This window comes from Ilumatobacter sp., assembly GCF_039969435.1.
Lineage (GTDB): Bacteria > Actinomycetota > Acidimicrobiia > Acidimicrobiales > Ilumatobacteraceae > Ilumatobacter_A.
This window is the reverse complement of record NZ_JBDVNU010000009.1, coordinates 86,312-111,990: the sequence shown is the minus strand read 5'-3', so window position 1 is coordinate 111,990 and position 25,679 is coordinate 86,312. Positions and strand designations below refer to the sequence as shown.

General features: G+C 67.6%; 34 protein-coding genes. 15 read left to right on the top strand and 19 right to left on the bottom strand.

All coding sequences use genetic code 11. The features are described from left to right. Positions 1-10 precede the first annotated feature (10 nt). The 3 genes from ABJK40_RS04690 to ABJK40_RS04680 all read left to right on the top strand — a co-directional run bounded on the left by ABJK40_RS04690 (position 11) and on the right by ABJK40_RS04680 (position 2,226). A complete protein-coding gene (locus tag ABJK40_RS04690) occupies positions 11-577 on the top strand; it encodes a M23 family metallopeptidase (protein ID WP_348482823.1) in 567 nt (188 codons plus the stop codon). Between the two features lie 258 nt (positions 578-835). Further along, entirely contained in the window at positions 836-1,555 is a 720-nt protein-coding gene (locus tag ABJK40_RS04685) for a M23 family metallopeptidase (RefSeq protein WP_348482822.1), read from the top strand. Then, positions 1,552-2,226 (top strand): M23 family metallopeptidase, encoded by a 675-nt coding sequence (locus ABJK40_RS04680; protein ID WP_348482821.1) that lies wholly within the window; start codon positions 1,552-1,554, stop codon positions 2,224-2,226. The genes ABJK40_RS04685 and ABJK40_RS04680 overlap by 4 nt, the downstream gene beginning before the upstream one ends. Positions 2,227-2,293: 67 nt before the next feature. Here the strand turns inward: ABJK40_RS04680 and ABJK40_RS04675 are convergent, their stop codons facing one another. From ABJK40_RS04675 to ABJK40_RS04640, 8 genes are all read right to left on the bottom strand, one after another. Next, positions 2,294-3,163 carry a phospholipid scramblase-related protein gene (locus ABJK40_RS04675; RefSeq protein ID WP_348482820.1) on the bottom strand — a complete coding sequence of 290 codons (870 nt, stop codon included), beginning with the start codon at positions 3,161-3,163 and terminating at the stop codon, positions 2,294-2,296. Between the two features lie 93 nt (positions 3,164-3,256). Further along, a complete protein-coding gene (locus ABJK40_RS04670) occupies positions 3,257-3,763 on the bottom strand; it encodes a hypothetical protein (RefSeq protein ID WP_348482819.1) in 507 nt (168 codons plus the stop codon). A gap of 108 nt (positions 3,764-3,871) precedes the next feature. After that, on the bottom strand, positions 3,872-4,759 hold the full coding sequence (tilS, locus tag ABJK40_RS04665; protein WP_348482846.1) for a tRNA lysidine(34) synthetase TilS: 888 nt from the start codon (positions 4,757-4,759) through the stop codon (positions 3,872-3,874). A 31-nt stretch (positions 4,760-4,790) separates the two neighbouring features. Beyond that, complete coding sequence (locus tag ABJK40_RS04660; RefSeq protein WP_348482818.1) at positions 4,791-4,940, bottom strand: hypothetical protein; 150 nt, start codon at positions 4,938-4,940, stop codon at positions 4,791-4,793. 83 nt (positions 4,941-5,023) lie between these two features. Beyond that, positions 5,024-5,476: a hypothetical protein gene (locus tag ABJK40_RS04655; RefSeq protein WP_348482817.1), complete on the bottom strand. Its 453-nt coding sequence runs from the start codon at positions 5,474-5,476 to the stop codon at positions 5,024-5,026. 43 nt (positions 5,477-5,519) lie between these two features. Then, positions 5,520-5,789, bottom strand: a complete 270-nt coding sequence (locus tag ABJK40_RS04650; RefSeq protein WP_348482816.1) for a zf-HC2 domain-containing protein — start codon at positions 5,787-5,789, stop codon at positions 5,520-5,522. Continuing rightward, positions 5,786-6,412, bottom strand: a complete 627-nt coding sequence (locus ABJK40_RS04645; protein ID WP_348482815.1) for a sigma-70 family RNA polymerase sigma factor — start codon at positions 6,410-6,412, stop codon at positions 5,786-5,788. The genes ABJK40_RS04650 and ABJK40_RS04645 overlap by 4 nt, the downstream gene beginning before the upstream one ends. A gap of 66 nt (positions 6,413-6,478) precedes the next feature. After that, a complete protein-coding gene (locus tag ABJK40_RS04640; protein ID WP_348482814.1) occupies positions 6,479-6,685 on the bottom strand; it encodes a hypothetical protein in 207 nt (68 codons plus the stop codon). A 120-nt stretch (positions 6,686-6,805) separates the two neighbouring features. Here ABJK40_RS04640 and ABJK40_RS04635 point away from each other — a divergent pair, with 120 nt between their 5' ends. From ABJK40_RS04635 to ABJK40_RS04610, 6 genes are all read left to right on the top strand, one after another. Next, positions 6,806-7,054, top strand: a complete 249-nt coding sequence (locus ABJK40_RS04635) for a DUF6458 family protein (protein WP_348482813.1) — start codon at positions 6,806-6,808, stop codon at positions 7,052-7,054. Between the two features lie 91 nt (positions 7,055-7,145). Beyond that, on the top strand, positions 7,146-8,327 hold the full coding sequence (locus ABJK40_RS04630) for a phospholipase D-like domain-containing protein (RefSeq protein ID WP_348482812.1): 1,182 nt from the start codon (positions 7,146-7,148) through the stop codon (positions 8,325-8,327). A 69-nt stretch (positions 8,328-8,396) separates the two neighbouring features. After that, on the top strand, positions 8,397-8,609 hold the full coding sequence (locus tag ABJK40_RS04625) for a DUF2945 domain-containing protein (protein WP_348482811.1): 213 nt from the start codon (positions 8,397-8,399) through the stop codon (positions 8,607-8,609). A 2-nt stretch (positions 8,610-8,611) separates the two neighbouring features. Beyond that, positions 8,612-9,031 (top strand): hypothetical protein, encoded by a 420-nt coding sequence (locus ABJK40_RS04620; RefSeq protein ID WP_348482810.1) that lies wholly within the window; start codon positions 8,612-8,614, stop codon positions 9,029-9,031. 117 nt (positions 9,032-9,148) lie between these two features. After that, a complete protein-coding gene (locus ABJK40_RS04615) occupies positions 9,149-9,649 on the top strand; it encodes a Rho termination factor N-terminal domain-containing protein (protein ID WP_348482809.1) in 501 nt (166 codons plus the stop codon). A 9-nt stretch (positions 9,650-9,658) separates the two neighbouring features. Then, on the top strand, positions 9,659-10,756 hold the full coding sequence (locus tag ABJK40_RS04610; protein ID WP_348482808.1) for an FAD-dependent oxidoreductase: 1,098 nt from the start codon (positions 9,659-9,661) through the stop codon (positions 10,754-10,756). Positions 10,757-10,808: 52 nt separating this feature from the next. Here ABJK40_RS04610 and ABJK40_RS04605 read toward each other — a convergent pair whose 3' ends face one another. From ABJK40_RS04605 to soxR, 5 genes are all read right to left on the bottom strand, one after another. Next, complete coding sequence (locus ABJK40_RS04605; RefSeq protein ID WP_348482807.1) at positions 10,809-11,255, bottom strand: PRC-barrel domain-containing protein; 447 nt, start codon at positions 11,253-11,255, stop codon at positions 10,809-10,811. Next, on the bottom strand, positions 11,252-11,824 hold the full coding sequence (locus tag ABJK40_RS04600; RefSeq protein ID WP_348482806.1) for a PRC-barrel domain-containing protein: 573 nt from the start codon (positions 11,822-11,824) through the stop codon (positions 11,252-11,254). Before ABJK40_RS04600 ends, ABJK40_RS04605 begins: the two co-directional genes overlap by 4 nt. Beyond that, positions 11,821-11,964, bottom strand: a complete 144-nt coding sequence (locus ABJK40_RS04595; RefSeq protein ID WP_348482805.1) for a hypothetical protein — start codon at positions 11,962-11,964, stop codon at positions 11,821-11,823. Before ABJK40_RS04595 ends, ABJK40_RS04600 begins: the two co-directional genes overlap by 4 nt. Before the next feature lie 98 nt (positions 11,965-12,062). Further along, positions 12,063-14,318, bottom strand: coding sequence for an arylsulfatase (locus ABJK40_RS04590; protein ID WP_348482804.1), 2,256 nt, complete (start codon positions 14,316-14,318; stop codon positions 12,063-12,065). 52 nt (positions 14,319-14,370) lie between these two features. Next, positions 14,371-14,865 carry a redox-sensitive transcriptional activator SoxR gene (gene soxR, locus ABJK40_RS04585; RefSeq protein WP_348482803.1) on the bottom strand — a complete coding sequence of 165 codons (495 nt, stop codon included), beginning with the start codon at positions 14,863-14,865 and terminating at the stop codon, positions 14,371-14,373. Between the two features lie 25 nt (positions 14,866-14,890). Here soxR and ABJK40_RS04580 point away from each other — a divergent pair, with 25 nt between their 5' ends. Beyond that, on the top strand, positions 14,891-15,280 hold the full coding sequence (locus ABJK40_RS04580) for a VOC family protein (protein WP_348482802.1): 390 nt from the start codon (positions 14,891-14,893) through the stop codon (positions 15,278-15,280). Positions 15,281-15,311: 31 nt separating this feature from the next. Here ABJK40_RS04580 and ABJK40_RS04575 read toward each other — a convergent pair whose 3' ends face one another. Further along, on the bottom strand, positions 15,312-17,162 hold the full coding sequence (locus tag ABJK40_RS04575) for a glycoside hydrolase family 15 protein (RefSeq protein ID WP_348482801.1): 1,851 nt from the start codon (positions 17,160-17,162) through the stop codon (positions 15,312-15,314). Positions 17,163-17,303: 141 nt separating this feature from the next. On the opposite strand from ABJK40_RS04575, the gene ABJK40_RS04570 reads away from it, so the two are divergent. After that, positions 17,304-18,431 (top strand): AI-2E family transporter, encoded by a 1,128-nt coding sequence (locus ABJK40_RS04570; protein ID WP_348482800.1) that lies wholly within the window; start codon positions 17,304-17,306, stop codon positions 18,429-18,431. An 82-nt stretch (positions 18,432-18,513) separates the two neighbouring features. Next, positions 18,514-18,981, top strand: a complete 468-nt coding sequence (locus ABJK40_RS04565; RefSeq protein WP_348482799.1) for a hypothetical protein — start codon at positions 18,514-18,516, stop codon at positions 18,979-18,981. On the opposite strand, the gene ABJK40_RS04560 is transcribed toward ABJK40_RS04565, so the two are convergent. Both ABJK40_RS04560 and ABJK40_RS04555 read right to left on the bottom strand, forming a co-directional pair. Beyond that, positions 18,967-19,512 carry a YetF domain-containing protein gene (locus tag ABJK40_RS04560; protein WP_348482798.1) on the bottom strand — a complete coding sequence of 182 codons (546 nt, stop codon included), beginning with the start codon at positions 19,510-19,512 and terminating at the stop codon, positions 18,967-18,969. The two genes, ABJK40_RS04565 and ABJK40_RS04560, sit on opposite strands and share 15 nt — an antisense overlap. Before the next feature lie 63 nt (positions 19,513-19,575). Continuing rightward, positions 19,576-19,947, bottom strand: a complete 372-nt coding sequence (locus tag ABJK40_RS04555) for a hypothetical protein (RefSeq protein ID WP_348482797.1) — start codon at positions 19,945-19,947, stop codon at positions 19,576-19,578. A 101-nt stretch (positions 19,948-20,048) separates the two neighbouring features. On the opposite strand from ABJK40_RS04555, the gene ABJK40_RS04550 reads away from it, so the two are divergent. After that, complete coding sequence (locus tag ABJK40_RS04550) at positions 20,049-20,894, top strand: hypothetical protein (RefSeq protein WP_348482796.1); 846 nt, start codon at positions 20,049-20,051, stop codon at positions 20,892-20,894. Between the two features lie 10 nt (positions 20,895-20,904). On the opposite strand, the gene ABJK40_RS04545 is transcribed toward ABJK40_RS04550, so the two are convergent. Further along, entirely contained in the window at positions 20,905-21,711 is an 807-nt protein-coding gene (locus tag ABJK40_RS04545) for an SDR family oxidoreductase (RefSeq protein ID WP_348482795.1), read from the bottom strand. Then, positions 21,711-22,679: a TIGR03557 family F420-dependent LLM class oxidoreductase gene (locus ABJK40_RS04540; protein ID WP_348482794.1), complete on the bottom strand. Its 969-nt coding sequence runs from the start codon at positions 22,677-22,679 to the stop codon at positions 21,711-21,713. Before ABJK40_RS04540 ends, ABJK40_RS04545 begins: the two co-directional genes overlap by 1 nt. 113 nt (positions 22,680-22,792) lie before the next feature. Between ABJK40_RS04540 and ABJK40_RS04535 the strand changes: the two genes are divergently transcribed. Then, entirely contained in the window at positions 22,793-23,059 is a 267-nt protein-coding gene (locus ABJK40_RS04535; RefSeq protein ID WP_348482793.1) for a hypothetical protein, read from the top strand. Positions 23,060-23,143: 84 nt separating this feature from the next. Here ABJK40_RS04535 and ABJK40_RS04530 read toward each other — a convergent pair whose 3' ends face one another. Next, positions 23,144-25,252: a SpoIIE family protein phosphatase gene (locus tag ABJK40_RS04530; protein WP_348482792.1), complete on the bottom strand. Its 2,109-nt coding sequence runs from the start codon at positions 25,250-25,252 to the stop codon at positions 23,144-23,146. A 98-nt stretch (positions 25,253-25,350) separates the two neighbouring features. Between ABJK40_RS04530 and ABJK40_RS04525 the strand changes: the two genes are divergently transcribed. Further along, entirely contained in the window at positions 25,351-25,653 is a 303-nt protein-coding gene (locus ABJK40_RS04525; RefSeq protein WP_348482791.1) for an STAS domain-containing protein, read from the top strand. The last annotated feature ends 26 nt before the right edge of the window (positions 25,654-25,679 follow it).

Sequence of the window (25,679 nt, the reverse complement as noted above, 5' to 3'; positions counted from 1 at the left end):
TGCCGGGGCGATGATCGCGGGATTCTCCGCTCTGCACGACGGGTCGGGCCGTGCGACGGGTTCGGAGTTGGCGGGCGCGGCGTCGGCAACCCGCACGGCGGTGCGAACCCGGCTCGACGATCTGCTGACCTTCCCCGTGCTCGTGGGCAGCGGGCTGATCACGCTGAACAACTTCGGCGGCCGCAGCGTGTCGAGCGGAGCCTGTGCGCACCGTGGCATCGACATCTTCCCCACCGACGACGTCCCCCGGGTCCTCGTGTCGTGCATCGACGGCGTGCTCGACGGGCAGCGGATCCTGGAAGGGTCTCAGGGCAATGCGTGGGTGCTGCGCGACGGTGACGGTGTGTCGTACCGATACCACCACGTGGGCGAGTTCGAGCCGGGTCTGGAGGTCGGCAGCGTCGTCCGACGTGGTGACGTGCTCGGCACGATGGGGTCCACCGGCAACGCAGGCAACGCTCACCTCCACTTCGAGGTGCGCCCCGATGGAACCGGCGCGAATGCGATCGATCCGATCCCGCTCCTCCCGTTCCCGATCGTCGGCGTCGTCCTCGGCGCGCCCACGGGCTGCAGTTGAGCGACGTACCCACCCGGCGCTGCCGTCGAGGTGCGTCGAATCGGTGAGGTACACGACGGCCCGACCGCACGCGTCGGTTCGGAACCCTCGACGTCTCGGTGACAATGTGAGGTAAATATTGCGATCTGATGTCGTTTACGTCATCGGGTCGTCATAGATTGCGGTCAAGTCGTCGCGGAGTTGGGCCGATGACTTCTCCAGACGATTCCTGAACTCGATGAGACTCCGTGGCACCCGTACGCCACGCACCCCACCTTCATGACGACTGATCCCACACACCCCGACCGGGCCGTGCCCGGCCCCCACGCCGCCCGATTCGGCCGACGGTCGCTGTTCGTCGGCCTCGGACTGGGCGCTGCCGCCTTCGCCGTGTCCAGAACGGGCGACTCGGTCGGCGCGGCGGCGGGGCAGTTGAACGAGCCCGGCGAAGCCCTCGCTCCGGCGCATCGGGTCAGCCCGCCGACCTCGTCGACCACGTCCACCACGTCCACGGTGCCGACGTCGACCACGCCACCCGTTGCCGGCCAGATCCGGTTCCCGATCATCGTCGGCGAGGGTGACACGTGCTACGTCGGGCGGAACTTCGGAGCTCCGCGAGGGTGCTGCCGCAGTCACGAAGGCCTGGACCTCATGGCCGACCGAGGTCTCGAAGTGGTCGCCGTCGTCGACGGCGAACTCACCAAGAAGTACGTCGACAGCGGCTCGTCGTCGGGCGCCGGCAACGGATGGACGCTGACCGATGAAGCAGGCGGCGTCATCTACAAGTTCTTCCACCTCGATTCGCACGCCGAAGGGCTCGAAGTGGGTGACATGGTGACCGCAGGTCAGGTGCTCGGCTATGTCGGCGAGACCGGAACGAGCGGAGCGAACAGCTCGCTCGACAACTTCCACCTGCACTTCGAGTACCGACCGGACGACGTTCCGACCGATCCGTTCGACCTGCTCGATCGGCCGTCGTTCGTACGCTTCATGTCGTGAGAGTCGATCCCGATCACTCCGACGGGCATCGATGCGTCGAGCGCTCCGATGGATCGGCCCTCCTCTCGCGACGTCGACTGATCAGCGGTGCCGCCGCCGGCGCAGGTCTGATCACCGTCATGGGGATCGGACGCGCAGCTGCGACGGGGTCGACTCTCGACCGGAGCGCCGAAGCGCTGGAGCCCGCCCGACGGCTCGAGATCCCCTCGCTCTCGCCGACGGTGCCGTTCCGGCCTCCGGAGGTCGGTGAGATCCTCTTCCCGCTCGGAGTGGGCGACGAGTGGAGCGCCTACGTCCTGGACAACTACGGCGACACGCGGGGGCGGTGCTGCGGGTACTTCCACGAGGGCGTCGACATCATGGCCGACGAGGGCACGCCGCAACTGGCGGTCGTCGACGGTGAACTGACGAAGCGGTACGAAGGAAACTTCTGGGGGTGGACGCTGCTGGGCGACGACGGCGTCACCTACAAGTACTTCCACAGCGCCGAGGACGCGAACGGGTGGGAGCTGGGCGACCGCGTCCAGCAGGGCGACGTGATCGGATTCGTCAGCGATTCGGGAACGTCGGTCGGCAACTTCCACCTGCACTTCGAGTACCGACCGGGCAACCAGCCGGCCGACTCCTACGACAAGCTCCAGCGCGTGCCCGGCGCGATCTTCCCGAACTGACGCCGTTCGCGCCCCCTCTGGCCGTGTCGGGTCCAGGAGGGACCGGGAGGGACCGGGACGACGGGCGTCAGCCGAACCCGCGGGAATCCTGCTTGAGTGCCGTGTCCACCGAGAGCGCCGAAGCGACGATCAGGGTGTTCAGTGGCTCGGGCGCCCGATGGGCGATCTGCACGACGTAGTTGTCGGCCGTGGTGAACATCGTCTTGGCGAGCCCCTCCCACGTCTTGGTGATCTTCGCGATCTCGACACCCTGGTGATCGACGATCTGGAAGTTCCAGGCCCGCCAGTTCTGCGCCCTGATCGACCCCAGGACCTGATCGTTGGCCACCAGCGAGAAGTTGATCTTGCCGATCGCGTTCTCCTGCACGATCTTGCCGATCTCGCGGCCCTGACCGTCGGCGACGATCACCGTCGACTTGATGAACTTCGCCGGCCGGGTGATCGTGAGAATCGGTGTGCCCGCGGCGTCGACAGCCTGGAGCTGGTGGGTCATGAACTGATCGAGGCTGGTGAGCAGCCGAGCGACCTTCTTCGCCTTCGACTGCCCCACCTGGTTGACGGCGGCGATCTGACGTCCGTGCTGGTCGAACACGCTGTACTGGTTGTTCAGCTCGAGGATCTTGGCCTTCTGGTTGACGACGAGGATCGGCTCGTCGAAGATCGTGCCTCCACCGCCCTCGACCTTGCCGGTCAGGCCCACGCCACGGTGCCCCTGGTCGTGCAGTTGCCGCTCGATCAGTTCGGCCTTGCCTTCGTTCCCGACGGTCAACGCACGGTCGAAGTCGTCGAGTCCGCTCGTCCTCACGACCGGCGGCGGGAGCGGGTCGACCGTCTGCACACCGTTGTCGGTGACGTGATCGGTCCATTGGTCGCCGTCCCAGTAGCGGACCTCGTGGCGGCCACCGGGATCGGGATACCAGTCAGCAGGATGTGTCATGCGGCGAACTGTATGCGAACCGCGCCGCGATGAGGACCGGATTCCGACGGGGAGGACTCCCCGGATCAACGACGACGTCGACGCAGCGCGGCGTCAGCGCAAGGTGTGTGCGCGCATGATGATCTCGCGCGCGAACGGGTCGAGTTGGCGTCCGGCGATCCGTTCGGTGACCTGGATCGCCTTGGTCGGATCCTCGACGAGGCCGGCCCAGCGGATGTAGCCGCCCATCACGCCGATCAGGCGGTCGCCGAGTTCCTCGGCGTGCACCATCAGCTTCGTGTCGTGCTTGAGCAGTTCGCGGATCTCGGTGTACAGCGCGGAGAGGTACGGATCGGTGTGCTCGGAGTTGAACGGGCGGTGGCGGTACGGGAGTTGCAACTCGTCGTAGTTGTGCAGGTTGTGCGGCGCAGCGATGATCGAGATCACGCAGCCGAACCCGTTCTCCCGCAGCCAGATGATCTCCTCCTGGCGACGCACGCGACGATGGTTGTCGCCCACCCCGCCCGGGCGCTCACAGATCGCCATCTTCTCCTTGAGCACCCAGGTGAAGTTGCGCGGCGTGATGCCGAGCGCCCACTTGCCCCGCAGACGAGGAGCCATCAACGGGTTCCTGTGGTGGAGTGGGGCAGGGTGGAGGAGGAGCGCATGACGGGAGGAGACGATACCGCGTCGATGTCCGGGCGTCGAAACGGCGCGACCCGCCGTGCGTCACGCCCCTGTTCGACCGTCGGGTGCCTCGACGCGGAGCCGCTGGTTCGTCCGGCGGATGCGTCCGATCCCGGCGACCTCGCACCCGATCGCGGAACCGTCGGCCACGGCGAGCACCCGCGTCACGGCGGCGGAGTCGGGTGGATACCCGTCCCTGGTCAACCACCGTCGGATCGCGCGCCGGGCGAGGGGGAGTGGGGCAGCGCACAGGGCCTGGGCATCGGTCGGGTCGATCGTGCCGGAGAGGTGTGCGAGGAAGTCGTCGTCGTCACGCACGAGGTCGGCGATCCGGGTCAGCAGGGGGACCGGGTCGCGGTCCGCTACGTCGGCGAGCAGCGGCAGCACCTCGTGGCGGACGCGGTTGCGGCGGAAGCGCGGGTCGGTGTTGGTCGGGTCGGTGACGGTTGGCAGGTCGAGCGCGTCGCACAGTCGACGCGTGTCGGCTCGACGCAGGGCGAGGATCGGGTGCGTCGGGCCGGGGCGAATGGCGGAGAGCCCGCTCGATCCACTGCCGCGGAGCATGGCCAGCAGCGTGGTCTCGGCCTGGTCGTCGGCGGTGTGACCGAAGAGCGCACCGGGTCCGAGGATGCGGTGACGCACCTCGCGGGCTCGGGCCTCCAGATTCGGCCCGTCGTGGAGGTCGGCGTGCTCGACGCGGAAGGTGACGTCGAGGCGTGCGGCGATCGCAGCGGCGGACGTGGCGTCGTGGTCGGCCGAGGGGCGCAACCCGTGGTGGACGTGGACGGCGGTGACGGCGCACCCCGCGGCGGCGGCGAGGGCGACCAGCGCCGACGAATCGGTGCCGCCCGACAGCGCGCACGTGACCGGAGGCGGCGGACGGGATCGGTCGGGTTCGGGGAAGGTGCAACGAGCGAGGAGCTCGCGGATCAGCGGGATGTCGCTGACAGCCAGGAGCCGCTCAGAGGTCCTGGTGGCGACGCTGCTTGCCGCCGGGGTACTTCTTCGACTGCACGCTGACCATGAAGTAGCCGAGCACTCCGATGCATGCGAGCACGGTGACCGCCGACAGCGCGACCCCGATCCAGATGTGCCACACCAAGCCGATCATGGTGCGCAGGCTAGCGCTGCGCTCCGGGGTGGATGCAGCCCGCTCCAGGTTTGTCGTGCGCGGATCGGCAGCGGCGGTGCCACTCAGGTGAAGGCCACGACCGCGATCACCGCGATCACCACGGCACGTGCGGTCCAGGCGCCGGTGCGGATCCAGTTGGTGGAGCAGAGGCGGCGGTGGGCGTCGGCATCGAAGGATGCGGTGAGGCGTTCGTGCAACGGAACCGAGACCAGTGCGGTCGTGCCGTAGGCGAGGGCCATCAGCAGTGCGGCCACCAGCGGCGGGAACACCGACATCGAACCGGGAGGATCTGCCACCAGCCAGATGCCCGTGACCCCCTCGACGAGCATGAACGGGCCGACGACGAGTGAGATCGCCCGGCGGTGGCGGTCGCCGAATCGCCGCCACAGGTCGTCGTCGGTGCCTCGATCGACGGCGTCGAAGATCGGGTAGTGGACGAGCTGGATCACCCAGATCACCCCGGTCATCGCCCAGGTGGCGCCGAGTGCACCCACCAGGACCAAGGCGTCGGCCACGTCGCTCAACGGTGTCGCCCGACGGGTCTCGGTCGGCGCAAGTTCAGCCGATGACGCCGTCGCCGTCGAAGTCGGTGGCGAAGCACCTCTCGATGCGTGACAACAGTCCGGCCGGCATCTCGTCGTTCTGCAGCTTGACGCTGATGACCTGCTTCAACTCGGCGTGGAAATCGAACGCACTGAGGCAGTCGGGGCACGCATCGAGGTGGTGGGCGATCGACTGGTGGGCCGCTTCGGAGAGTTCCTCGTCGAGGAAGACGTCGAGTTCCTGGAGAGTTGCTGCGCAGTCCGGTTCGTCACATGCTTCCATCATCGGGGCCCTTTCTCGTCGCCGGCGTGAGCGACGGGCTGCGTGTCCGACGTGGTGTCGGGTTCCGGTCGACGCAGTCCGCGCTCGATTGCGTAATCGTGCAACGCCTTCTGCATCTGCTTTCTTCCCCGGTGCAGGCGCGACATCACGGTGCCGATCGGGATCTCGAGGATCTCGGCGATCTCCTTGTAGGCGAACCCCTGCACGTCCGCGAGGATCACCGGCATCCGGAAGTTCTCCGGGAGGTTCTCGAGCGCCTGCTTCACCTCGTCGTCGGGCAGCATCGTCATCAGCGATTCCTCGGCCGATCGACCGATGGTCGGGTCCTCGAAGGTGCCCATCCGCTTGTACAGGTAGAGGTCCTCGATGTCGCCGAGGTCGCTCTCGTCGAAGCTGCGTTGTTTCTTGCGGTACTTGTTGATGTAGGTGTTCGTGAGGATCCGGAACAGCCATGCCCGCAGGTTGGTGCCCTCGTTGAAGGTGTGGAAGCTGCGGAAGCCCTTGAGGTAGGCCTCCTGGACGAGATCCTCCGCGTCGGCACGGTTGCGCGTCATCCGCATCGCCGCCGAGTACAGCTGCGGTGCGTACTGCATTGCTTCGTCTGCGAAATCCGCCTGGTCAGCCATCGGTGCGCAACCTAGTGGCGGTCGGCGGGCGGAACGAGTCGTTCGTGTGTCCTGCGACGCGGAAGATCAGCCGTCCTCGTCGCCCTCGAAGCCGGCGTTGCCACCGGTCTCCACGTTGGTGTCGACTTCGGTGTCGATGATGCCGTCGTCGAGCTCGGGCGTCTCCGGTGCCACCGTCGACTGCGGTTCCGAAGGTGGCGCCTCGTCCGAGGCACACGCCGGGACTGCGATCAGCAGTGCAGCCACGGGAAAGAGGACTCGTGCATGGATCATCGATCGACCCTGCCCTCGCAGGATCTTGACGAAACGTGTCGTTTGAGCACCGTTCGCCGGGGTAGAGCCCCATGACGTCGGTCACGACGCACCATCACAACCGTTCGGAAGGACATCGTCATGCTCGTTGCATTCGGAATCATCCTGGTCATCGCCGGAGCCATCATCACCTTCGCCGTGGACGCTCAGGTCGACAACGTCGACCTGGCAGCGATCGGGTGGATCCTCATGCTCGGCGGCGCGGCGTCCATCCTGTTCGGAGCCATTCGAGGTGCGAGCTTCATGAGCATGAGGAACACGAAGTTCCAACACGAGCGCCACGTTTCGCCCGACGGCACACACGTCGTCGAGGAGACGCGGCAGTCCTGAACCACTCGACGGACCTCCACACGACCCCCGATGTCGACGGCAGGCGGCCTGGCCCGCCTGCCGTCGATGCGTTTCTGGAAGACTGCGACGCGTGACACGAGAGATGACCGACCGCGAGCGCCGGTCGACCGATCGCCTCCACGGTCTGCTCGGCGTTCCGCCCACGCATGGCAACGACGTGCGTGTCCTGCGCAACGGCGACCAGATCTTCCCGGCGATGATCGAGGCGATCGACGCCGCAATCGACACCGTCGACCTCGTCACGTTCGTCTACTGGCAGGGTGACATCGCCGTGGAGTTCGCAGACGCCCTGGTCCGGGCGTCGCGACGCGGTTGTCGGGTGCGTGTGCTGCTCGACGCCGTCGGAGCCCGCAAGATCGCCGACGGGTTGATGGACTCGATGAAGGAGGCGGGCTGCGACGTTCGCTGGTTCCGGCCGTTCTTCGACAAGGCGGTCCCGAAGATCGCCGACGCCAACCGGCGTACGCATCGCAAGATCATGGTGTGCGACAACAACATCGGGTTCTGCGGGGGCGTCGGCATCGCCGACGAGTGGACCGGCGACGCCCGCAACGAGAAGGAGTGGCGAGACACCCATCTCGCCGTGCGGGGGCCTGCGGTGGCGGGGTTGCTGACCGCGTTCCTCGACAACTGGGCCGACCAGCACGACGACGGGTTCGACCCGCGGTCCGAACGCGACGTCGACCTGACCGAACGCGGCGCGTCGACGGTGTTCGTCGTGCGGGGGTCGGCGGAGACCGGTGCCAGTGACGTGTGGCGGATGGTGATGACGCTCGTCTCGATGGCCGACAAGCGCCTCGTGATCGCCACGGCGTACTTCAACCCCGATGCGTACGTGCGGCGGGCGCTCGTCGCCGCCGTGCAGCGAGGGGTGCACGTGACGTTGCTCGTCCCCGGCGAGCACGCCGACAAGCGATTCATCCAGATCGCCGGTGAGGAGTCGTACCAGATCCTGCTGGACGAGGGGGTCGACATCCGCACGTACGAGACGTCGATGATGCACGCCAAGGTGATCACCGTCGACGGGCACATCGCCACCGTCGGATCGACCAACTTCAACCAACGGTCGATGCAGCACGACGAGGAGGCCAACGTGGTGATCGTCGACGAGGACGTCGTTGCGATCCTCGACGAGCACCTCGACCACGATCTGACGCAGTCGATCGAACTCGACCCGTCACGCTGGGCCGAGCGGAGTTTCGTGCAGCGCAGTGCCGAGAAGGTCAGCACCGTCGTCGAGAAGTGGCTGTAGAGCGCACGGAACGCACGGTCGCAGAGCAGACAGCGTTTCGCCACTCGGGGTGACGGGAAACATCGCTGCATGGCGTATGACTTCCACATCGGCGACACGGTGACGTGGAACTGGGGCAACGGCACCGGTTCGGGCAGGATCACCGAGCGATTCACGTCGAAGGTCGAGCGCCAGATCGACGGGACCGAGGTGACGCGCAACGCGACCGAGGACGAGCCCGCATACCTCGTCGAACAGGACGATGGCGGCGTGGTCCTGAAGTCGTCGTCCGAGCTGAGCTGACGGTGCGCTCGATCATCCGGTCGACCGGTCAGCTGGCCGAGTTGCGGGATCAGGTCCGCCGAGACGTCGCCGAGGCCGGCGACGACGTCGCGATCGTCGAGGACTTCGTGGCGGCGGTGAACGAGGTCGTGGCCGCCGCTCTCGCGGACGAGGGAGACGGCGGTTCAGCCCGTGCGGTCGAACCGTTCGCCGGAGCCTCAGGCGAATCAGCCGGGGCCGCCGGTTGGTCGGTCGACGTCCGATGGTTCCGCCGCCAGCATCCGCGCGTCGAGTTGTACGCCGAGATCCGCAACGTCGCCGGCACACCGAAGTCGCTGATCGAAGCCGGTCTGGCCGAGCGTCTCGTCCGTCACTACGCCGAGCGAATCGACTTCGACGACCGCATCGGTGGTTCGGTGATCACCGTTCGTTGCCGCGTCTGAGGCGCTCGGCGTGCGGGTCGCGCACCGGCTGATCACGACGGTACCGAGCGCTGTCCGTGTCGAGCGTCTCAGCGGTCGATCGTTTCGGGGCACGGTGTCGAGGGGTATGCCGATCCCATGATGAACACCATCGAACGCAAGATCTCCGACGTGAACGACTCGGTCACGGTCCGCTTGGACGACCTCGAGAACTCGCTTCCGTCGATTCCGTCCAAGGCCCTCGCAGCGAGTCGGGCGAGCGCACGCCGGATGAACGACGTCGTCGCAACTGCCGCGAACTCGATCAAGAACCGATTCGACAATGTCGCGGACGACACCTCGACCTCGGCCCTCACCACGAGCGGACAGGCACGGTCGGCAGCGCCGCGTGCCGCGACCGCCGTGAGGACCGGGGTGGCCGAGACGACCGGTCAGGCCAGGGCACAGGCGAAGAAGTCGGTCGACTCTGTGTCCGACGAGGTCGAGGGCGCGCTCGACGACGCGAAGGTCGCCGCCGACCCGGACGACTTCGCCGACATGACCAAGTCCGAGCTCTACGACCGGGCGACGAAGCTCGACATCGACGGCCGCAGCGGTATGACCAAGGCCGAACTGGTCGGCGCCTTGCAGAAGGCCTAGCTTCCCGCCATGATCGAACGCGCCGTTGACGGCGTCCTGATCGTCGGCGGCGGGTACGCAGGAGTCCACACGGCCCGCTCGGTTCGCCGAGCGGGCCGACGCTCGTCGATCGTCGACCCGAGTGGACGCCACGACTTCGTGACCCGTCTCGCCGCGGTCGCCGGAGGTACGGCACCGATGACCGACTCGTCTGCGGGACTCGAGGAGTTCGCCGACGACGTGATCCTCGGTTCGGTGACAGCCGTTCGCGACGGCGAGGTCGACCTGGACGACGGCACGACCCTGACCGCCGATGCGATCGTCGTGACCGCCGGTGCCGTTCCGCTGAAGCCGCCCATCCCGGGCATCGAACATGCTCGACCCCTGCGCACCGAGGACGACGCCCTGAACCTGCGTTCGGCCATCGAGGATCACGATGCGATCGTGATCGTCGGCGGAGGAGCCACCGGTGTGCAACTGGCCGGGGCAATCGGTGCGGCTCACCCCGCCAAGACGGTCACCGTCGTCGACGGATCCGATCGTCTGCTGGTGGGGATGGGCGACGCGACCGGACGGGATGCCGAACGGATCCTGCGTGACCGCCGGGTGCGGCTGCGCCTGGGCGACGACGTCGACGAGATCCTCCCCGACGGTGTGTCGGTTGCCGGGGAGGAACTAGTCGGTCTCCCGATCTGGGCCGCCGGTTTCACGGCCCGGGCCGACGAGTTCGGTCTCCCGACCGACGACGACGGGCGCGTCGTGGTCGATCGGTATCTCCGTGTGGACGGTTGGACGAAGACGTTCGCGGCCGGCGACATCGCGCGCCACGTCACGGCCGACGGTACGGAGCTCGCGATGTCGGCGCAGATCGCGGTGCAGGCCGGAGAGGTCGCGGGACGCAATGCGGTCCGCCTTCTCCGAGGAGATCGCCTCGACGAGGCCCGTCTGGCGCACCGCGGGTGGGTGCTCGACCTGGGTGGACATCGTGGTCTCGCCGAGATCGGACCCGTCACGCTCACGGCGCCGTTCTTCGACCTGCTCGCTCCCGCGCTCCACTGGGCGATCGACATGAAGCACCTGGTCGAGACCCGCGGCCTGGCCGGTCTCACGGACCGCCCCGGCGCCTGACACCACACCACGATCCACATGGTGCAAACGGTGTCAGACACCGTTTGGATGATCAGGCGTCGACGACGAGTGCGTACGACCCGAGGCTGCGGATGCGACCGCTGTCGACGGTGACGTCGGACTCGGTGACGATCGAGACGATCGCGCCACTGGTCGAATCGAACATCGCATCGACGACCCTGCCGTGTTCGAAGCCGGCGGTGTCGAGGACACGTGAGCCGATCAGTTCGATGTCGCCACTCGCGACGTCGAGATCGCGGTCGTCGTGCGACCCGGCGGTCGCGTCGGCTGCCTTGACCATCACCCGGTCGGCGCCGAACGACTCGAGGTCGCCCCACTCGGTGAAGAGTGCCTTCTTCCCGCGGCCGTCGATGTGCAACCGCTCGATCCTGCGACCGTCGGCGGAGACGACGAAGTGTTTGACCTCGCCGATCTCCTCGGCGGTGTCGAGGGCGATCACGGCCTGCCCCTTCATGGCCTTCATGGTGTGTTCGCTCATGACGGTCCTCCGATCATCTCGCGGAACGACGCAACGGACGCGCCGAAGCCGGCGAGATCGTCGCGGGTGAACTGCTCGGCCTCGGCGGGCACGATCAGATTCTGTGCGGACAGGCCCATCTGCGCCGACGACGGGACGAAGACGCTGCCGTCGGCGGTCTTCACCTCGTATCCGACGGCCTGTGGGGCTTCGCCGGTCTCGATGATCACGTCGACGACCGTTCCGATCACTGCGCCGGAGCTCGACACGACATCGTTGCCGATCACGTCGTGGTCGGACTTCGGAGCAGCCAGGGCGTCGGTCGATCCGGCGCGTTCGGTCAGGCAGTCCTCGCCCGGAACCATGACGGCATCGGCGCCGATGCCCGTGACGTTCACGGCTGCGAGCGTCGACTTCATCGACCCTCGGAACCAGCCGCGCTTGTTGAGCGTGAATCCGATCAGGTGATGTCGAGACGCCTCGTACACGACGTCCTTGATCTCGGCGGCGTCCTCGCCACCGTCGATGGTGACGACAGGGAGACCGGCAACGTCGCTGGCACGCATCAGGTTCAACCGGGCGTCGCTCACGACGGACCGCCCGTGCGGTCGTTGGAGGCTGGTGCGGCGAGCACCGACCCGCTGCGTTGCTTCTTGCGGATCGTCACGAACGCCACCGCGGCGATCGCGGCGACGGCGAGAACGATCAACAGGATCGTCACGATGTCCATGGAATCTCTGTGTCTCTTCCGCGGGGCCGGTCCCCGCACGGCACGGAGGTACCCGGGAGTGGTGTCTCGGAAACGGAAGGACGCCCGATGCCGTCCGGTCAGTCGCGCGCGAGTTCGGAGTCGCCCGCAGCGGCGTGGTCGACGTCCTGGTCGTCGTCCAGTTCGACCGTGACGTCGACCAGTGCGCCGGTGAACGCGAACGGGCCGACGTGGCGACGGGTGCCGTCGTAGTCGGCGACGGTGGTTCCACGATCCAGACCGATGTCCAGACCCGACCACGAGATCATCAACCAGAAGATGTGGTCGGTCTCCATCCGACCGACCTCGACGCCGTCGACGAGCAACGTCCCGACGCCGTGTGGGAACGGTCCGTCGCCTTCGCTGCGCTGCATCCGGAACGCCAACTCGGTGACGCCGGTCGTGATCGGTGACGACGACACGACGACCTGGTGGGTGCCGCCGATGTTCAGGTCGTGCACGAGGTGGCCGTCGCGGACGAAGAGCGAGTACCCGCACGTGGCGTCGCCGTGTGCGATCAGCACGCCCTCGGTTCCGGTGGCGAAGGGTTCGATCCGGGCGGTGATCGTGTAGCTGCGACTGCGCAGGTCGGGTGCCACGTCCGACGGGAGGTGTCCCATGCCGGCGGTGAACACGAAGCGGCGACGATCACCGTGGAATCGTGCGGCGTTCTCGGCGAAGCGTTCGGCGAAGCGGTCGTCGAGCGGGAGCACCTGGTTGGCCCGGGCCTCGATCCACCAACGCTCGATCATCGACGACAGACGATCGGGTTCGGCGGCGGCGAGGTCGCAGCACTCGTTGAAGTCGGTGGAGAGGTCGAACAGTTCCCACCGATCGTCGTCGAAGGGCGTCCCGGGTGGATGCCACGCCACGGCCTTCCACCCGTCGAGCCACAGCCCGCGGTGGCCGAACATCTCGAAGTACTGGATCGACTTGCCCGTTGCGGCCTGCGGTTCGTCGACGGTCGCCGCGAAGCTCACGCCGGTCGTGCCGACCCCTGCGGTGAGGTCGATGCCGAGGAGGTCGAGCAGGGTCGGGGTGAGGTCCGACACGTGGCAGAACTGGTGGCGCAGGCCGTGGTCGCCGTGGGCGCGACCCTCGGGCATGCGCACGACGAGCGGGTCGCGGATGCCTCCGCTGTGGGTGTTCTGCTTGTACATCCGCAGCGGAGTGTTCGCTGCCATGGCGAAGCCGTGCGGGAAGTTCGAGTGCGTGTCGGGTCCACCGATGTCGTCGAGGCGGGCGAGCTTGTGGTCGAGCGTCTCCTTGACCATGTTGAACGGCGCCATCGCGTTGACGAATCCGAGGGGGCCGCCCTCCTGGCTCGCGCCGTTGTCGGACAGCACCACGACGATCGTGTCGTCGAGTTGGCCCGTGTGTGCCAGCGTGGCGATCACCCGTCCGATGTGCTCGTCGACGTGATGCAGCATGGCGGCGTATGCCCCGGCGAGTCGTGCGAACAGCCGGTGTTCGTCCGCCGAGTGATCGGCCCAGGCCCGTACGCCGGGGTTCCGTGGTGGCAGTTCGGTGCCGGTGGGCACCACGCCCAGCTCGATCTGGCGCGCCAGCCGCTGCTCACGCTCCACGTCCCAACCGCGCTCGAACGTCGCCGTGTACCGGTCGATCAGGTGCCGGGGTGCCTGGTGCGGCGCGTGGCAGGCGCCGGGGGCGAACAGCATGAACCACGGTGTGTCGGGGCTCACGGCGTGATGGTCGGTGAGGTTGCGGATCGCTTCGTCGGCGAGGTCGGCGCTGAGGTGGTAGCCGGTGCTGTGGTCGCCCGCAGCGCTCACGTGGGTGTTGTCGCGGACGAGTTCGGGCGAGTACTGATCGGTCTCGGCGTCGAGGAATCCGTAGAAGCGGTCGAAACCCCGTCCGAGCGGCCATCCGTCGAACGGTCCGGTCGGTCCGGTCTCGGTGGTGCTCGTGACGTGCCACTTGCCGATCATGTAGTTGCGGTACCCGTGGGGCCGCAGGAGCTCGGCGATGGTCGGCGCCTCGGCCGAGATCTTGCCGCGGTAGCCCGGATACCCCGAATCGAAGTTGGCGAGGCACCCCATCCCGACGGCGTGGTGGTTGCGTCCGGTGAGCAACGACGCGCGGGTGGTCGAGCACATCGCGGTGGTGTGGAAGCCCGTGTACCGGAGCCCGTCGGTCGCGAGTCGGTCGATGGTCGGCGTGTCGATCGCCGATCCGTAACATCCGAAGTCGGCGTACCCGACGTCGTCGAGCAGCACGATCAGGACGTTGCGGTGCCCGGCGTTCCGCGGTGGTCGGCTCGGCCACGACGGCCGTGAGTCCGCGATCGTGGTGCCGATGGATTCGCCCGAGTCCATCGGTTGAACGTACCGCGCCCGATCGTGCCCGAGAGCGCCCGGCGCGGTTCGGTCAGCGCGATCCGACGTCGACGCGGACGTCGGCCGAGGAGTCGCCCAGGAGATAGCGGGGCCCGGTGCCGAAGCGACGGGCGCCGTCGTCCGGATTCCACATCGCGCACTTCTGCATCGACAGGCATCCGCAGCCGATGCAGCCGTCGAGGTCGTCGCGTAGTCGCTGGAGCCCGGCGATGCGTTCATCGATGTCGGCAGCGAAGCCGGTGGCCAGTCGATTCCAGTCCCGCTCGGTCGGTGTACGGCCGTTCGGGAGACGATCGAGCTGAGCTCTGATGTCGTCGAGTGAGTAGCCGAGTCGCTGGCTGATGAGGACGAACGACAGTCGACGGATCACCGACTTGCGGAACCGGCGATGGCCCGACGTCGAGCGTTCGGAATCGACGAGCCCCTTGGCCTCGTAGAACCGGATCGCCGAGATCGACACACCCGTCCGGTCGGCGAGAGCGCCGATCGCGAGCAGCGGATCCGAACTTTCCCTTGACCTCGACATTGGTTGAGATATTAGAACGTCCGACATGAGCACGACAGCACGACTCGAACACGTCAACATCACCGTCACCGACCCGGATGCGTCGGCCGCACGCCTCGTCGACCTCTTCGACTGGCACGTCCGGTGGAGCGGCAGGGCGAAGGACGACGGGTACACGGTGCACGTCGGCACCGACGACGACTACCTCGCCCTGTACACGCCACCGACCGCCCCGTCCGACGTCGCCGCCGCCGGACACCAGGTCAACGGCCTCAACCACGTTGCGCTGGTCGTCGAGGATCTCGACGAGATCGAACGGCGCGTGAGAGCGGCCGGATTCGAGCCGTTCAGCTTCGGCGACTACGACCCGGGTCGCCGCTTCTACTTCCTCGACCCCGACGGGGTGGAGTTCGAGATCGTGTCGTACGCAGCCTGATCCGTCCGTCGGCGGGTGAAGCCCGTTCGGATCAGCCCGGCAGCGCCTCGTCGAGGTAGATCGCAGCGCTGATGAGAGCGAGGTGGGTGAACGCCTGGGGCAGGTTTCCGACGAGGCGCCCGGTCGGGCCGATCTCCTCGGAGAAGATGCCGGTCGGGCTGGCGTAGGACAGCAGACGTTCGAAGAGGTCTCGGGCCTCGTCCAGACGCCCCGATCGGGCGAGCGCCTCGACGTACCAGAACGAGCAGATCGTGAACGCTCCTTCGTCGCCGTCCAGCCCGTCTCCGGTCGACGCGTTGTCGTAGCGGTCCACCAGTGGACCGTGGGCCAGGTGCTCACCGATGGCGTCGAGCGTGCTCGTCCACATCGGGTCACTGGGCGAGACGAACTTGACGAGCGGCGCGAGCAGCATCGAGGCGTCGACCGTGTCTCCTCCGAGGACCTGGGTGAACGCACCGACCTCGTCGCTGAAGCCGTCGTCGACGAGTGTGCGATGCATCTCGTCACGAAGTCGTCGCCACTCCTCCAACGGCGCCGGGCGGCCGCGCTTGGAGGCCATGCGGATCGCCCGTTCGACCGCCACCCAACACATCAGCAGCGAGGACGTGTGGCGTCGTGGCCCGCTGCGCGCCTCCCACATGCCGTCGTCGGGTTCCTGCCAGTGGCCTGCGAGCCAGTCGATGATCTGGGTGATGTGGCGCCAGGTCTCGATGCTCAGCCCGTCGCCGTGCTTGTCGGCGAGGTACAGCGCGTCGATCAGTTCACCGTAGATGTCGAGTTGCAGCTGGCCCGATGCTGCGTTGCCGACGCGCACCGGGGAGCTGTCGGCATAGCCACTCCAGTGATCGAGTTCGATCTCGTCGAGGGCGTCGGCGCCGTCGAGGTCGTAGAGGGGCGACAGCGGCGGCACGTCGGGGTCGTCGCATCGGTCGAGGCGGGCGACGAGCCATGCGGTGAAGGCCTCGGCTTCGGCGAGATGACCGAGTTCGATGAACGCGTACACGGTGAACGCGGCGTCGCGGATCCACACGTAGCGGTAGTCCCAGTTGCGTTCGCCGCCCAGCACTTCCGGGATGCTCGTCGTGCCGGCGGCGACGATGCCGCCCGACGGTTCGTGGGTGAGCAACTTGAGCACGAGCGCCGAACGTTCGACGTGCTCACGCCAGCGGCCGTCGTAGTCGGTCGACTCCGACCAGTTCCGCCAGTAGCGCGTGGTCGTGGCGTGGACCACCTCGCAGTGGCCGCGATCCAGGCGTTCCTCGCCCAGGGCCAGGTACTCCGTCTCGCCTTCTGCGAGGGTGAACGAGGTGGTGAGCTTCGCCTCGTCGGCGCTCCATCGCACCGTTCCCGACGCGTGGATCTCGATCTCGTCACCGTCGATCGTGTACCTGATCCCGGAGCTCACGGAGTCGCCGTCGTGCGGGACGTCGCCGGTGACGTCGGCGTCGGTTCGCCCGTAGTCGGGTCGAGCGTCGACGGTCGAGCACATCTGCACGCGACCGACGAGGCATCGCACGACCCGGACGACGTGCTGGCCGGAATCACCGAGGGTCATGAAGTCCTCGACCTCGACCACACCGTCGGCGGTGTGGAAGCGGGTGACGAGGACGTTGGTGCCGCTCAGGTACACCTGTCGTGTCGCGTCGGTGCCCGCGGTGGGCGAGAGACTCCAGCATCCACCGTCGGTGTCGAGCAGTCGTCCGAAGATCGACGGCGAGTCGAATCGCGGCCAGCACAGCCAGTCGATGGATCCGTTCGTACCGACCGCTGCGAGCGTGCGCATGTCCCCGACGACGGCGTAGTCCTCGAGTGGGAGGAACGACGGGACGGACGGGTGGGGAGCAGCGTCGGTGTCGGCTGTCGGCGAATCGGGTGGTGGCACGACCAGGACTACCCGGGGGGTCGCAGCGGAAACAGCGCACCGGCCACGGGAGTAGTGCGGCGTCGATCGGGTACAGAGCGGAATGGACACGCTTCGACCCGATCGCATCGATGCACACGCTGCGGGTGCACGGACGTGGCGATGACGACCGAACGCGACCGCTCGGCGTTGAACGTGCCGGTGTGGCTCGACCGACTGTCGGCGTGGGCCAAGGGGTTGCTGCTGGTCGGTGCCGGTCTGGGCGTGCTGCTCTGGATCGCACTGACGCTGCGGGTCGTGCTCGTACCGTTCCTGCTGGCCCTCGTCGTCGCCGCAGCGCTGCGCCCGGTGTCACGGCGCCTCGAGGCGCACCGGATCCCGCGCTCGCTCGCCGCGATCGTCCCGATGGCGGCGATCGTCGCGACGTTCGGGGTCGCCGGATGGTTCGTCTACGGACGGACGCGTACGACGATCTCCGACAGCGAGGTCGACGGCGAGACGATCCGCCGGGGCATCGAGGACTGGTTGACGGCCGAGCCGTTCGATCTGTCGCGACAACAGGTCGAACAGGGCGAGGAGTCCATTCGGTCGTGGGTGTCGAGTGGTGTCGGGTCGCTGGGGGTGGAGCAGGCGACACTGGCCGTGCAGATCCTCGCCGGAGCCCTGCTGACGCTGGTGTTGACGTTCTTCCTGCTCAAGGACGGATCGAACATGTGGAAGGCCATCGTGTCCCGGGTCGATCCGGTCCGAGCCGATGCGGTTCGGCGCAGCGGAGACGCGATGGCCGACACGATGTCGGCCTACCTGCGCAGCGTGGTGCTCACCGGCATCGCCGACGCACTCCTGATCGGTGCGGGACTCTGGGTGCTGGGCGTGCCCTTGGTCCTGCCGTTGATGATCCTCACCGCCATCGCCGGGTTGTTCCCTCTCGCCGGAGGAGTGGTGGCGGGCGCCGCCGCTGCGATCGTGGCGTTGATCACCGTCGACCCGGCAACCGCACTGTGGGTGGTCGTGCTCGCCATCGTGGTCCAGCAGGTCGAGGGCAACCTGTTCCAACCTCTGATCATGGCCCGCCAGGTGTCGATCCACCCGGTGGTGGTGTTGGTCGCACTCACCGCCGGTGGCGCCGTTGCCGGCCTGGCGGGTGCCTTTCTCGCCGTCCCGATCGTCGCCGCGGGCATCGCAGGCGTGCAGGCGTTCTCCCAGGAACTCGACGTGGATGACCGGGACGCCGGTGCTGGCGAGAACGGCCACGAGGCGTCGCCGGGAGACGGAGTGGCTCCGGCCTGAATCCCGACACCTGTCCGATTCGAGTCGGAGCGGGGAGTCCTCCCCGTGTCGTGGCGACCGACGGCGGCGCGACACTGTTCCGATGCGTCAGGCGTCGAAGGCCCCGATCGGGTGCGCGCTGGCCGTCGCGGGACTGCTCCTCGGCTCCGGGTGTGGTGCGTCGGACCCCGTCGACGAGGATCTGACCACCGACACCACCAGCGCGTCGATCTCCGGGGAGTCGGAACAGATCGACTTCCTCGACCGCTACGTCACGTTGCCCACCCCGGTCTCGGAGACCGAGTTCCACATCGTGTACCAGGACAATTCGCGCGGGGTGGTCCCGGGTCCGTCGGACTGGACCATCGAGTTCGCCGTCCGGGTGGACCCGGACGGCATGTCGCAGTGGACCGACGGCGTCGGACCGATCGACGCTCCTGCGGCGTGGGACGAGACACTGCTCGCCGGCTGGGACGTCGACGATGTTCAGCCCAGGTTCTACGGCGAGGCCGGGACGGTGCGCGCCGTCTACGGCGACGATGTCGTCCTGCAGGTGTCACGCACGACGTGAGGAGGGCGCATCGCGACGATCGTCCTCGACTCCGTCGAGCAGGCACGGTTCGACCGGCTCGTCGCCGTGCAGCACGCTGATGTCGCCGGTGGTCTCGAGCACGACGGCTCGTACGTCGCGGAGCCGCAGAACGTTCGCCTCGCGCAACTTGGCCATCACGTCCGACCGGGTGACCCGCGATCGGTCCAGTGCGTCGGACAGGAACTGACCGTCACGCATCAGCAGCACCGGGCGGTTGTCCACGACCTGTCCGAATCCTGCGTACCGTCGGAGCACGGCGATGGTGGACTGGACGGCGAGGAGCGCAGCGACCGCCACCGCACCGTTCGCGACGGGAGTGGAGGTCGCCACGGTGCTCGCGAGCACGGATCCGATGGCGACGGTGACGGCGAAATCGAAGCTCGACATCTTCGACAGGGACCGCAGCCCGACCACACGGATGACCGCGATGACGATGGCGAGCATGAGCACCGCGGAGAGCGCGACCAAGCCGGCCTGCTCCCACGAGGTCCAGATCCAGTCAGCGAACACGTGACGTCATCGCGTCCGGGCGCATCTCAGGACTCGAGTTGCCCACGCCCGGCGGTCGGGCGTTCACGACGATGCGACCGGATCGATCGCGTCGTCGAGGTCGAGAGCCAACATCACGTCGGCGTCGTCGTCGGATGCCATCGGGCCGTAGCCGAGGACGATCGCACCCTGGGCTTCGCATCGAGGACACGAGATGCCCGCAGCGAGCTGGAGGTCATCGGGATCAGACGCACCCTCGATCCGGTGTTCGGCTTCTCCTCGCCACCGGTCGGCGAGGGTGGATTCGCCGCATCGACCGCACTCGATCTCGCCACCCGGACGAACGAGGTGGTCGATGCTCCAACCGCCGTCGGCGAACGTGGCGAGGACGGACAGCGCGCTCTGGTCGCCGGGGCCGGACGGGGTTGATGAGGTCGAGGTCGGATCGTCGGTCATGGAGCGGTGATACCCGGGTGTGCTCCGGAACATGCGACCATGGGGGAGTCCTCCCCGTCACACACGTGGAACCCGACGGCCGACCGGGCCGTCGAACGGTCATGAGCACTCGTCGAATCCTCTCCACCATCTCGGTCCTCGGACTCCTCGCTGTCGGTTGCAGCAGCTCCGACGCCGCTCCTCCGGAGCGAGGGAGCGAACCCCCGTCGGAGCGCGGCAGCGAACCCCCGTCGATCGAAGCCGCCTCGTACGACGACGATCCGGACACCGCGATCGTCCGTATCGGTCGGCCGGACCAGTTTCCGACCATCGTGATCGGAGGTGACGGCTGGGCGTACTTCCCGGCGGACCGGACGCAGGTCGACGCGGAACCCTCCGGTCTGGTCGGCGCCGCCGCACCGGTGCGAGCCGTGCCCGCACCGCCCGTCCCGACTCCGATCAGTCGTCGACAGCTCACCGTGACGGGGATGGAGATCGTTCTCGCACGCGCCGATCGCCTCGACCTGCTCGAGGAGCCCGACGAGTACGAGGACCCGCAGATCACCGACTCCGGTTCGACCTTCGTGTCGTTCGACGTCGATGCGGGGACGTTCGAACACGACGCGTACGCGCTCGGATCGCAGGACGAGTCGGGGAACCGCCAGCGGCTGCTCCGATTCGTCGAGGAACTGAGCGATCTCGAAGAACTGGTCGGCAGCGAGAACATCGGCCCCGTCGAGCCGTTCACGCCCGAACGCTACGTGGTGACGAACCAGGGAAACCCGTACTTCGCAGACGTCGACGACAGTCGCGTGTGGCCGACGGACGTCGACGTGGTGGAAGGGTGCGTCGAGTTGCCGCTCGACAGCTTCCCCGGTGGAGCAGCCGGGATCTGGGTGGAGGACCCACTCGACGAGTCGACTCTGATCGGCGTGGTCCCGGACCTTCCTGGCGACTCGTGCGTCTGAGCGGTATCGCTCAGGTGTTCATCGCCAACACGGCCCCGCCATCGACGCGGTAGTTCGAGCCGACCACGAAGCTGGCCTGCTCGGAGCAGAGGAATGCGATGACGGCGGCGACTTCGGGCGGACGTCCCCGACGCTTCAGCACGAGGTGGGGTCGTTCCTCCGCAAGGAAGGACTCGATGGCGTCGGGGACGCTGACACCGAGTTCGTCGGCGCGCTCCTCCATCATCCCGTCGGTCATGTCGGTCTCGATGAACGCCGGTGACACGACGTTGATCAGCACGCCCTTGGGCGCGTAGACCTGCGCCGTTCCCTTGGTGAAGTTGACCAGCGCCGCCTTCGCGACGTTGTAGGGCATCTCGTCGGCGTAGGACTGCACCGCGTTCTCCGACGCGACGTACACGATGCGCCCCCACCGCCGGTCGACCATGGTGGGCACGACGGCACGGGCGATGCGCACGGCCGACATGAAGTCGGTCGCCCACGCATCTTCGTAGTCGGTGTCCCCGAGTTCGAGCGGGTCCCCCTTGGCGCCGGTGATGCCGGCGGCGTGGACGCAGATGTCGACGCCACCGTGCTCGGCACCCTTGGCGGCGAGGGCGTTGGCGTCGGACTGCTTCGTGAGATCGGCGACCGACCGCCAGACCTCGGCGCCGGTCGCGGTCTCGATCTCCTTCGCCGCCTCGGCGAGATCGTTCGAGTCGGCGTCGGTGAGGAGGAGACGGGCGCCGTCACGGGCGAGGGCGATGGCGCTCTCCTTGCCGATCTCGCCTGCGGCGCCGGTGACGAGCGCGAGTCGCCCGTCGATCCCGAGATCCATCAGGTACCGGTTCCGCTGAGCTGCGGGCGGACTTCGTTCTCCCAGAAGTCCATCGTGGCGTCGAAGTCGTCGCCGACGGGAACGATCGCGATGTTCGCGAACCCCGCGTCGATGAACTCCTGCACCGCTTGCACGTACGGCTCGGGGTCGGGTCCGTGAGGGATCGCATCGCCGATCTGCTCGTCGGTGAGGAACTGGGTGGCGGCCTCGAAGTGGGCAGGGTTCGGCAGCTCGGCGGACACCTCCCATCCCTGCATCCCGAAGCGGAACCGCTTCGCCGTCTCGAGGCCCTCGTCCTTCGTCGACTCCCACGCGAAGGGCACTTCGGTCCACGTGTCGTCGGCGGAGCCGCCGCGATCGGTCCACCCCGTGATCAATTCCGCGTCGGGTTCGATGGCCATGATCCCGACGCAGCCGGTGGCCTCGGCGAGATCGAGCGACTGGTCGCCGCTGACGGCGAGCACCAGCGGGACCGGTGTGCCGGCCTGCTCGTAGATCTTGACGTGGTCTGCGTCGAAGAAGTCACCGCGGCGTGTGACGAACTCACCCGACCACAGTTCGTTCATGAGGTCCATCGCCTCGTGGAGCATGGCGTGACGCAGGTCGACCGCCGGGAACTCGAGGCCGGTCACGTGTTCGTTGAGTCGTTCCCCCGACCCGAGACCGAGGGTGAAGCGCCCGCCCGACATCTCGGCGACGGTGGCGGCCGCCTGAGCGATGATCACCGGGTGATACCGGTACGTGGGGCACGTGACGCCGGTGATCAGGTCGATCTTCGACGTTGCTGCTGCGATTCCGCCCAGGACGCTCCACGCGAACGGGGAGTGGTCGTGTTCGGGAAGCCAGGGATGGATGTGATCCGAGATCGACAGGAACTCGAGGCCGCGTTCCTCCGCGCCCTTCGACTGGGTGATCAGTTCCGAGCCGGAACGCAGCTCGCTCATCAACTTCAATCCGTATCTCGTCATGCAGGGCGACTACCCAGGCTCGTTGACTTCCATGCCGCTGTGATCGACGTCTCCTCGGTGATCGGGTGGAGTACCGTTCGCCTCGACGGACGAGACGTGAGGCGAGGTCGGACATGGCGAAGTACGCGATCAAGGAAGACGGCGACAACGGATCGGTCGAGATCGATCGGGACGAGATCGTTCGCACGCACACGCGTCGGCTCGGGCGTGACGACGAGATCAGGATTCCGCTCCGCACCGTCACCTCGGTCGAACTCGACCGGCAGGTGGGCGGCGACGTGGTGACCGTGAAGACACCCGGAGCGACGTACGAATGGAAACTCGCCGACGACGATGCGAAGCAGCTCGCCGCCGAGATCGAGACCTTCCGCACGCGCTGAGCCGGGCGGGTTGCGACGCCCCCGTCGACTCACCGAACGGATCCGGCGTCCGCCGGTCCCTTCACCAGCGCGGGAACGGGCGCGTCACTCGAGGTGTGCGGCGAGGAGGGCGATGTCGTCGGGCTGGTCGCCGACGACTGCGAAGTCCTCGAGGACCTTGTCGGACATGCTCGCGACGTCCGCTCCGAGCTGCGTCTGCAGGTAGTCGGTGAGACGTCGGAGGTCGTCGTCGATGGACGAGTCACGAGTTTCGATCAAACCGTCGGTGAACATGAACAACTTCGATCCGGGCTCGTAGGTGACCGCTGTCGGGTGGACGTCTGCGCCGAGTGTCCACAGCGGTGGTCGCAGTGCACGTTCCAGCCACTCCACGTCGCCGTCGGGCGTCAGCAACAGAGCCGGGAGGTGGCCGGCCGAGATCGACGTGAGGGTCCGACTCCGGGGGTCGATCACGACCACGTTCACGGTCGCCATGGCGGTGATGGAGCGTGCGGCCATCGCTCGTTCGGCTGCCGAGAAGAGAACGGAGAGGGGGGTCCCGGACAGCAGAAGCTGGGCGATGATCGAGGAGATCTGCGACATCCGGGCGGCGGCCGTGGGATCGTGGCCGGCCACGTCGCCCACCACGAGAGCGGTGCGGTCGTCGCCGAGCCCGATCACGTCGTACCAGTCGCCGCCGAACCCGAGGGCGTCTCCCGCCGGCCGGTACCTGGCGACGATCTCGACACCCGGGCGCTCCGGCGGTTCGTCGAGCAGCGACTGCTGCAGCGTGTCGATCAGCTGTCGCCGCTGGCGGTGGAGCCGGTTGCGTTCGAAGACGCCGGCGAGGATGCCGGCGACGGTCTCGAGTTGCGGCAACGGGAAGTCATCCGCTCGTCTGCGCTCGTTCCACCCGATCCACATCACCCCGGTGAACGTGCCGCCGCCGGTGACGCAGGGGACGAACGCCTCGGCGACGACCTCGCCGGGCCGAGCACCAGCCAGAACGTCGTCCACCCGGTCGCCGGGATGGGCGATCGTGACGGTTCGCAGCGTTCGGACCGCGTCGGCGTAGGGAGCGTGCTCGCCGGTCAGGTGGCCGGATTCCTCCATGGCGTCGCGCACGGACGGGGTTGCGAGCACGGTGGTCGTCCCGGCGTCGGGATCCCAGTGCCCGACCACCGCCATCGAGGCGTCGAAGTAGTCGCCGATCTCGTGGGCGACGATCCGCTCGACCTCCTGCAGCGTGTCGGCCCGGGCGAGCGAGCCGGAGATCGATGCGAGCCGCGCCGCCCGTCGCCGCGACCGGACGGCAGCGGTGATCTCCTCGACGAAGAGCCCCACCCGCGAGCGCTCCCCGACCTCGAGTCGGTAGTAGCTGGACGTCCAGACCCGCTCGACGCTGGGTTCGGCAGGTGTGGACCCCACGATCTCGATCCCCACTGCGGGTTCGCCCGTGGTCAGCACGCTGCGCAGCAGTGGTTCGACCGAATCGGCGACGTCGGGCAGCACCTCTCGGACGGTGCGACCGACGTGCGTGTCGGCGGCGACGCCGTTGATCGCCGCCAGCGTGTCGTTGACGATCTCGTACCGGTACTGGTCGTCGACGAGAGCGAACCCGATCGGTGCGTTCGACAGGACGGCCGAGAGGAGTGCTTCGGACCGCGCAGCGGCACGGGCGACCTGGGCCGAGGCGATCTCGTCGACGACGATGGCCGAGAGGTCTCTCAGCAGCTCGGCGTCGTCGGCGGTCCACGACCGGGTCCGGGTGTCGACGACGCACAGGGTCCCCAGGACCTCGCCCCGGGCTGCGCGCAGAGGGACCCCCGCCCACGCGAGGACACCCATCGACTCGATCGAAGGATTGTCGGCCGTGCGAGCGTCGAGTCGGGTGTCGTCGACCAGCAACTCGTCGTCGAGCCCGATCACGTACTGGCAGAACGACTCCTCCACGGCGTTCTGGCGATCGCGCGGGTCGGTCGCCTGGATCCCGATGCAGGCCTTCCAGAAGGAACGGGTGTCGTCGACCACGGTGATGAATCCGAACGGCGCGTCCAGGAGACGCGCCGCGATCGCGGCGATGCGGTCGAAGGCTGCGTCGGCTGCGGAGTCGAGCAACCCCGTCGCTGCGACCGCCTCGAGTCGGCCCGGGTCGGCGACGCGCTCCGCCACCTGAACGGCGAACACGTCGGAGGGATCCGCGTGATCGGTCACGCGCAGACCGTAGCGCGGTCGGGACGGCCGTGTGGAGGTGACGGCCCGACGCCGAGGTCCGGTTGACGTTGCGTCGAATCGGCGGCGATACTCCACCGGTGACACCGATACGCATCACGTCCGAGGGGAGCGGCATCGGTGTGTCGGGCGAACTCGACGCTCAGTCCGCACCGACCCTCGAGGCTGCTGCGGCGAAGCTGTCGGGCTCCGTGGACCTCGACCTGTCGGAGTGCTCGTTCATCGATTCCGCCGGGCTGACCTCGTTGCTCCTCATCAGGGACCGGATCATCGATCGAGGTGGATCGATGACCATCGTCGGCCTGAGCGACTCCGCTCGTCGACTGATCGAGATCTGTGGCCTGAGCGAGACGTTCGGCGTGCACCACGACGCCCTCGATTGACGGGCTCGCTCGGGCGGGACCCATTC

Bases quoted from the DNA above. Each gene is read 5' to 3' on its own strand.
- ABJK40_RS04545 (WP_348482795.1), bottom strand. From the start codon at position 21,711: ATGGATCTCGGGATCGACGGGCGACTCGCGCTCGTCACCGGCGCCGCA.
- ABJK40_RS04670 (WP_348482819.1), bottom strand. From the start codon at position 3,763: ATGGCTCCTCGTCTGCGGGGCAAGTGGGCGCTCGGCATCACGCCGCGC.
- soxR (WP_348482803.1), bottom strand. From the start codon at position 14,865: ATGTCGAGGTCAAGGGAAAGTTCGGATCCGCTGCTCGCGATCGGCGCT.
- ABJK40_RS04650 (WP_348482816.1), bottom strand. From the start codon at position 5,789: ATGATGGAAGCATGTGACGAACCGGACTGCGCAGCAACTCTCCAGGAA.
- ABJK40_RS04590 (WP_348482804.1), bottom strand. From the start codon at position 14,318: ATGGACTCGGGCGAATCCATCGGCACCACGATCGCGGACTCACGGCCG.
- ABJK40_RS04610 (WP_348482808.1), top strand. From the start codon at position 9,659: ATGATCGAACGCGCCGTTGACGGCGTCCTGATCGTCGGCGGCGGGTAC.
- ABJK40_RS04535 (WP_348482793.1), top strand. From the start codon at position 22,793: ATGGCGAAGTACGCGATCAAGGAAGACGGCGACAACGGATCGGTCGAG.
- ABJK40_RS04565 (WP_348482799.1), top strand. From the start codon at position 18,514: ATGCGTCAGGCGTCGAAGGCCCCGATCGGGTGCGCGCTGGCCGTCGCG.
- ABJK40_RS04605 (WP_348482807.1), bottom strand. From the start codon at position 11,255: ATGAGCGAACACACCATGAAGGCCATGAAGGGGCAGGCCGTGATCGCC.
- ABJK40_RS04550 (WP_348482796.1), top strand. From the start codon at position 20,049: ATGAGCACTCGTCGAATCCTCTCCACCATCTCGGTCCTCGGACTCCTC.
- ABJK40_RS04540 (WP_348482794.1), bottom strand. From the start codon at position 22,679: ATGACGAGATACGGATTGAAGTTGATGAGCGAGCTGCGTTCCGGCTCG.
- ABJK40_RS04690 (WP_348482823.1), top strand. From the start codon at position 11: ATGATCGCGGGATTCTCCGCTCTGCACGACGGGTCGGGCCGTGCGACG.
- ABJK40_RS04635 (WP_348482813.1), top strand. From the start codon at position 6,806: ATGCTCGTTGCATTCGGAATCATCCTGGTCATCGCCGGAGCCATCATC.
- ABJK40_RS04570 (WP_348482800.1), top strand. From the start codon at position 17,304: ATGACGACCGAACGCGACCGCTCGGCGTTGAACGTGCCGGTGTGGCTC.
- ABJK40_RS04625 (WP_348482811.1), top strand. From the start codon at position 8,397: ATGGCGTATGACTTCCACATCGGCGACACGGTGACGTGGAACTGGGGC.
- ABJK40_RS04595 (WP_348482805.1), bottom strand. From the start codon at position 11,964: ATGGACATCGTGACGATCCTGTTGATCGTTCTCGCCGTCGCCGCGATC.
- ABJK40_RS04555 (WP_348482797.1), bottom strand. From the start codon at position 19,947: ATGACCGACGATCCGACCTCGACCTCATCAACCCCGTCCGGCCCCGGC.
- ABJK40_RS04645 (WP_348482815.1), bottom strand. From the start codon at position 6,412: ATGGCTGACCAGGCGGATTTCGCAGACGAAGCAATGCAGTACGCACCG.
- ABJK40_RS04685 (WP_348482822.1), top strand. From the start codon at position 836: ATGACGACTGATCCCACACACCCCGACCGGGCCGTGCCCGGCCCCCAC.
- ABJK40_RS04615 (WP_348482809.1), top strand. From the start codon at position 9,149: ATGATGAACACCATCGAACGCAAGATCTCCGACGTGAACGACTCGGTC.
- ABJK40_RS04675 (WP_348482820.1), bottom strand. From the start codon at position 3,163: ATGACACATCCTGCTGACTGGTATCCCGATCCCGGTGGCCGCCACGAG.
- ABJK40_RS04640 (WP_348482814.1), bottom strand. From the start codon at position 6,685: ATGATCCATGCACGAGTCCTCTTTCCCGTGGCTGCACTGCTGATCGCA.
- ABJK40_RS04580 (WP_348482802.1), top strand. From the start codon at position 14,891: ATGAGCACGACAGCACGACTCGAACACGTCAACATCACCGTCACCGAC.
- ABJK40_RS04660 (WP_348482818.1), bottom strand. From the start codon at position 4,940: ATGATCGGCTTGGTGTGGCACATCTGGATCGGGGTCGCGCTGTCGGCG.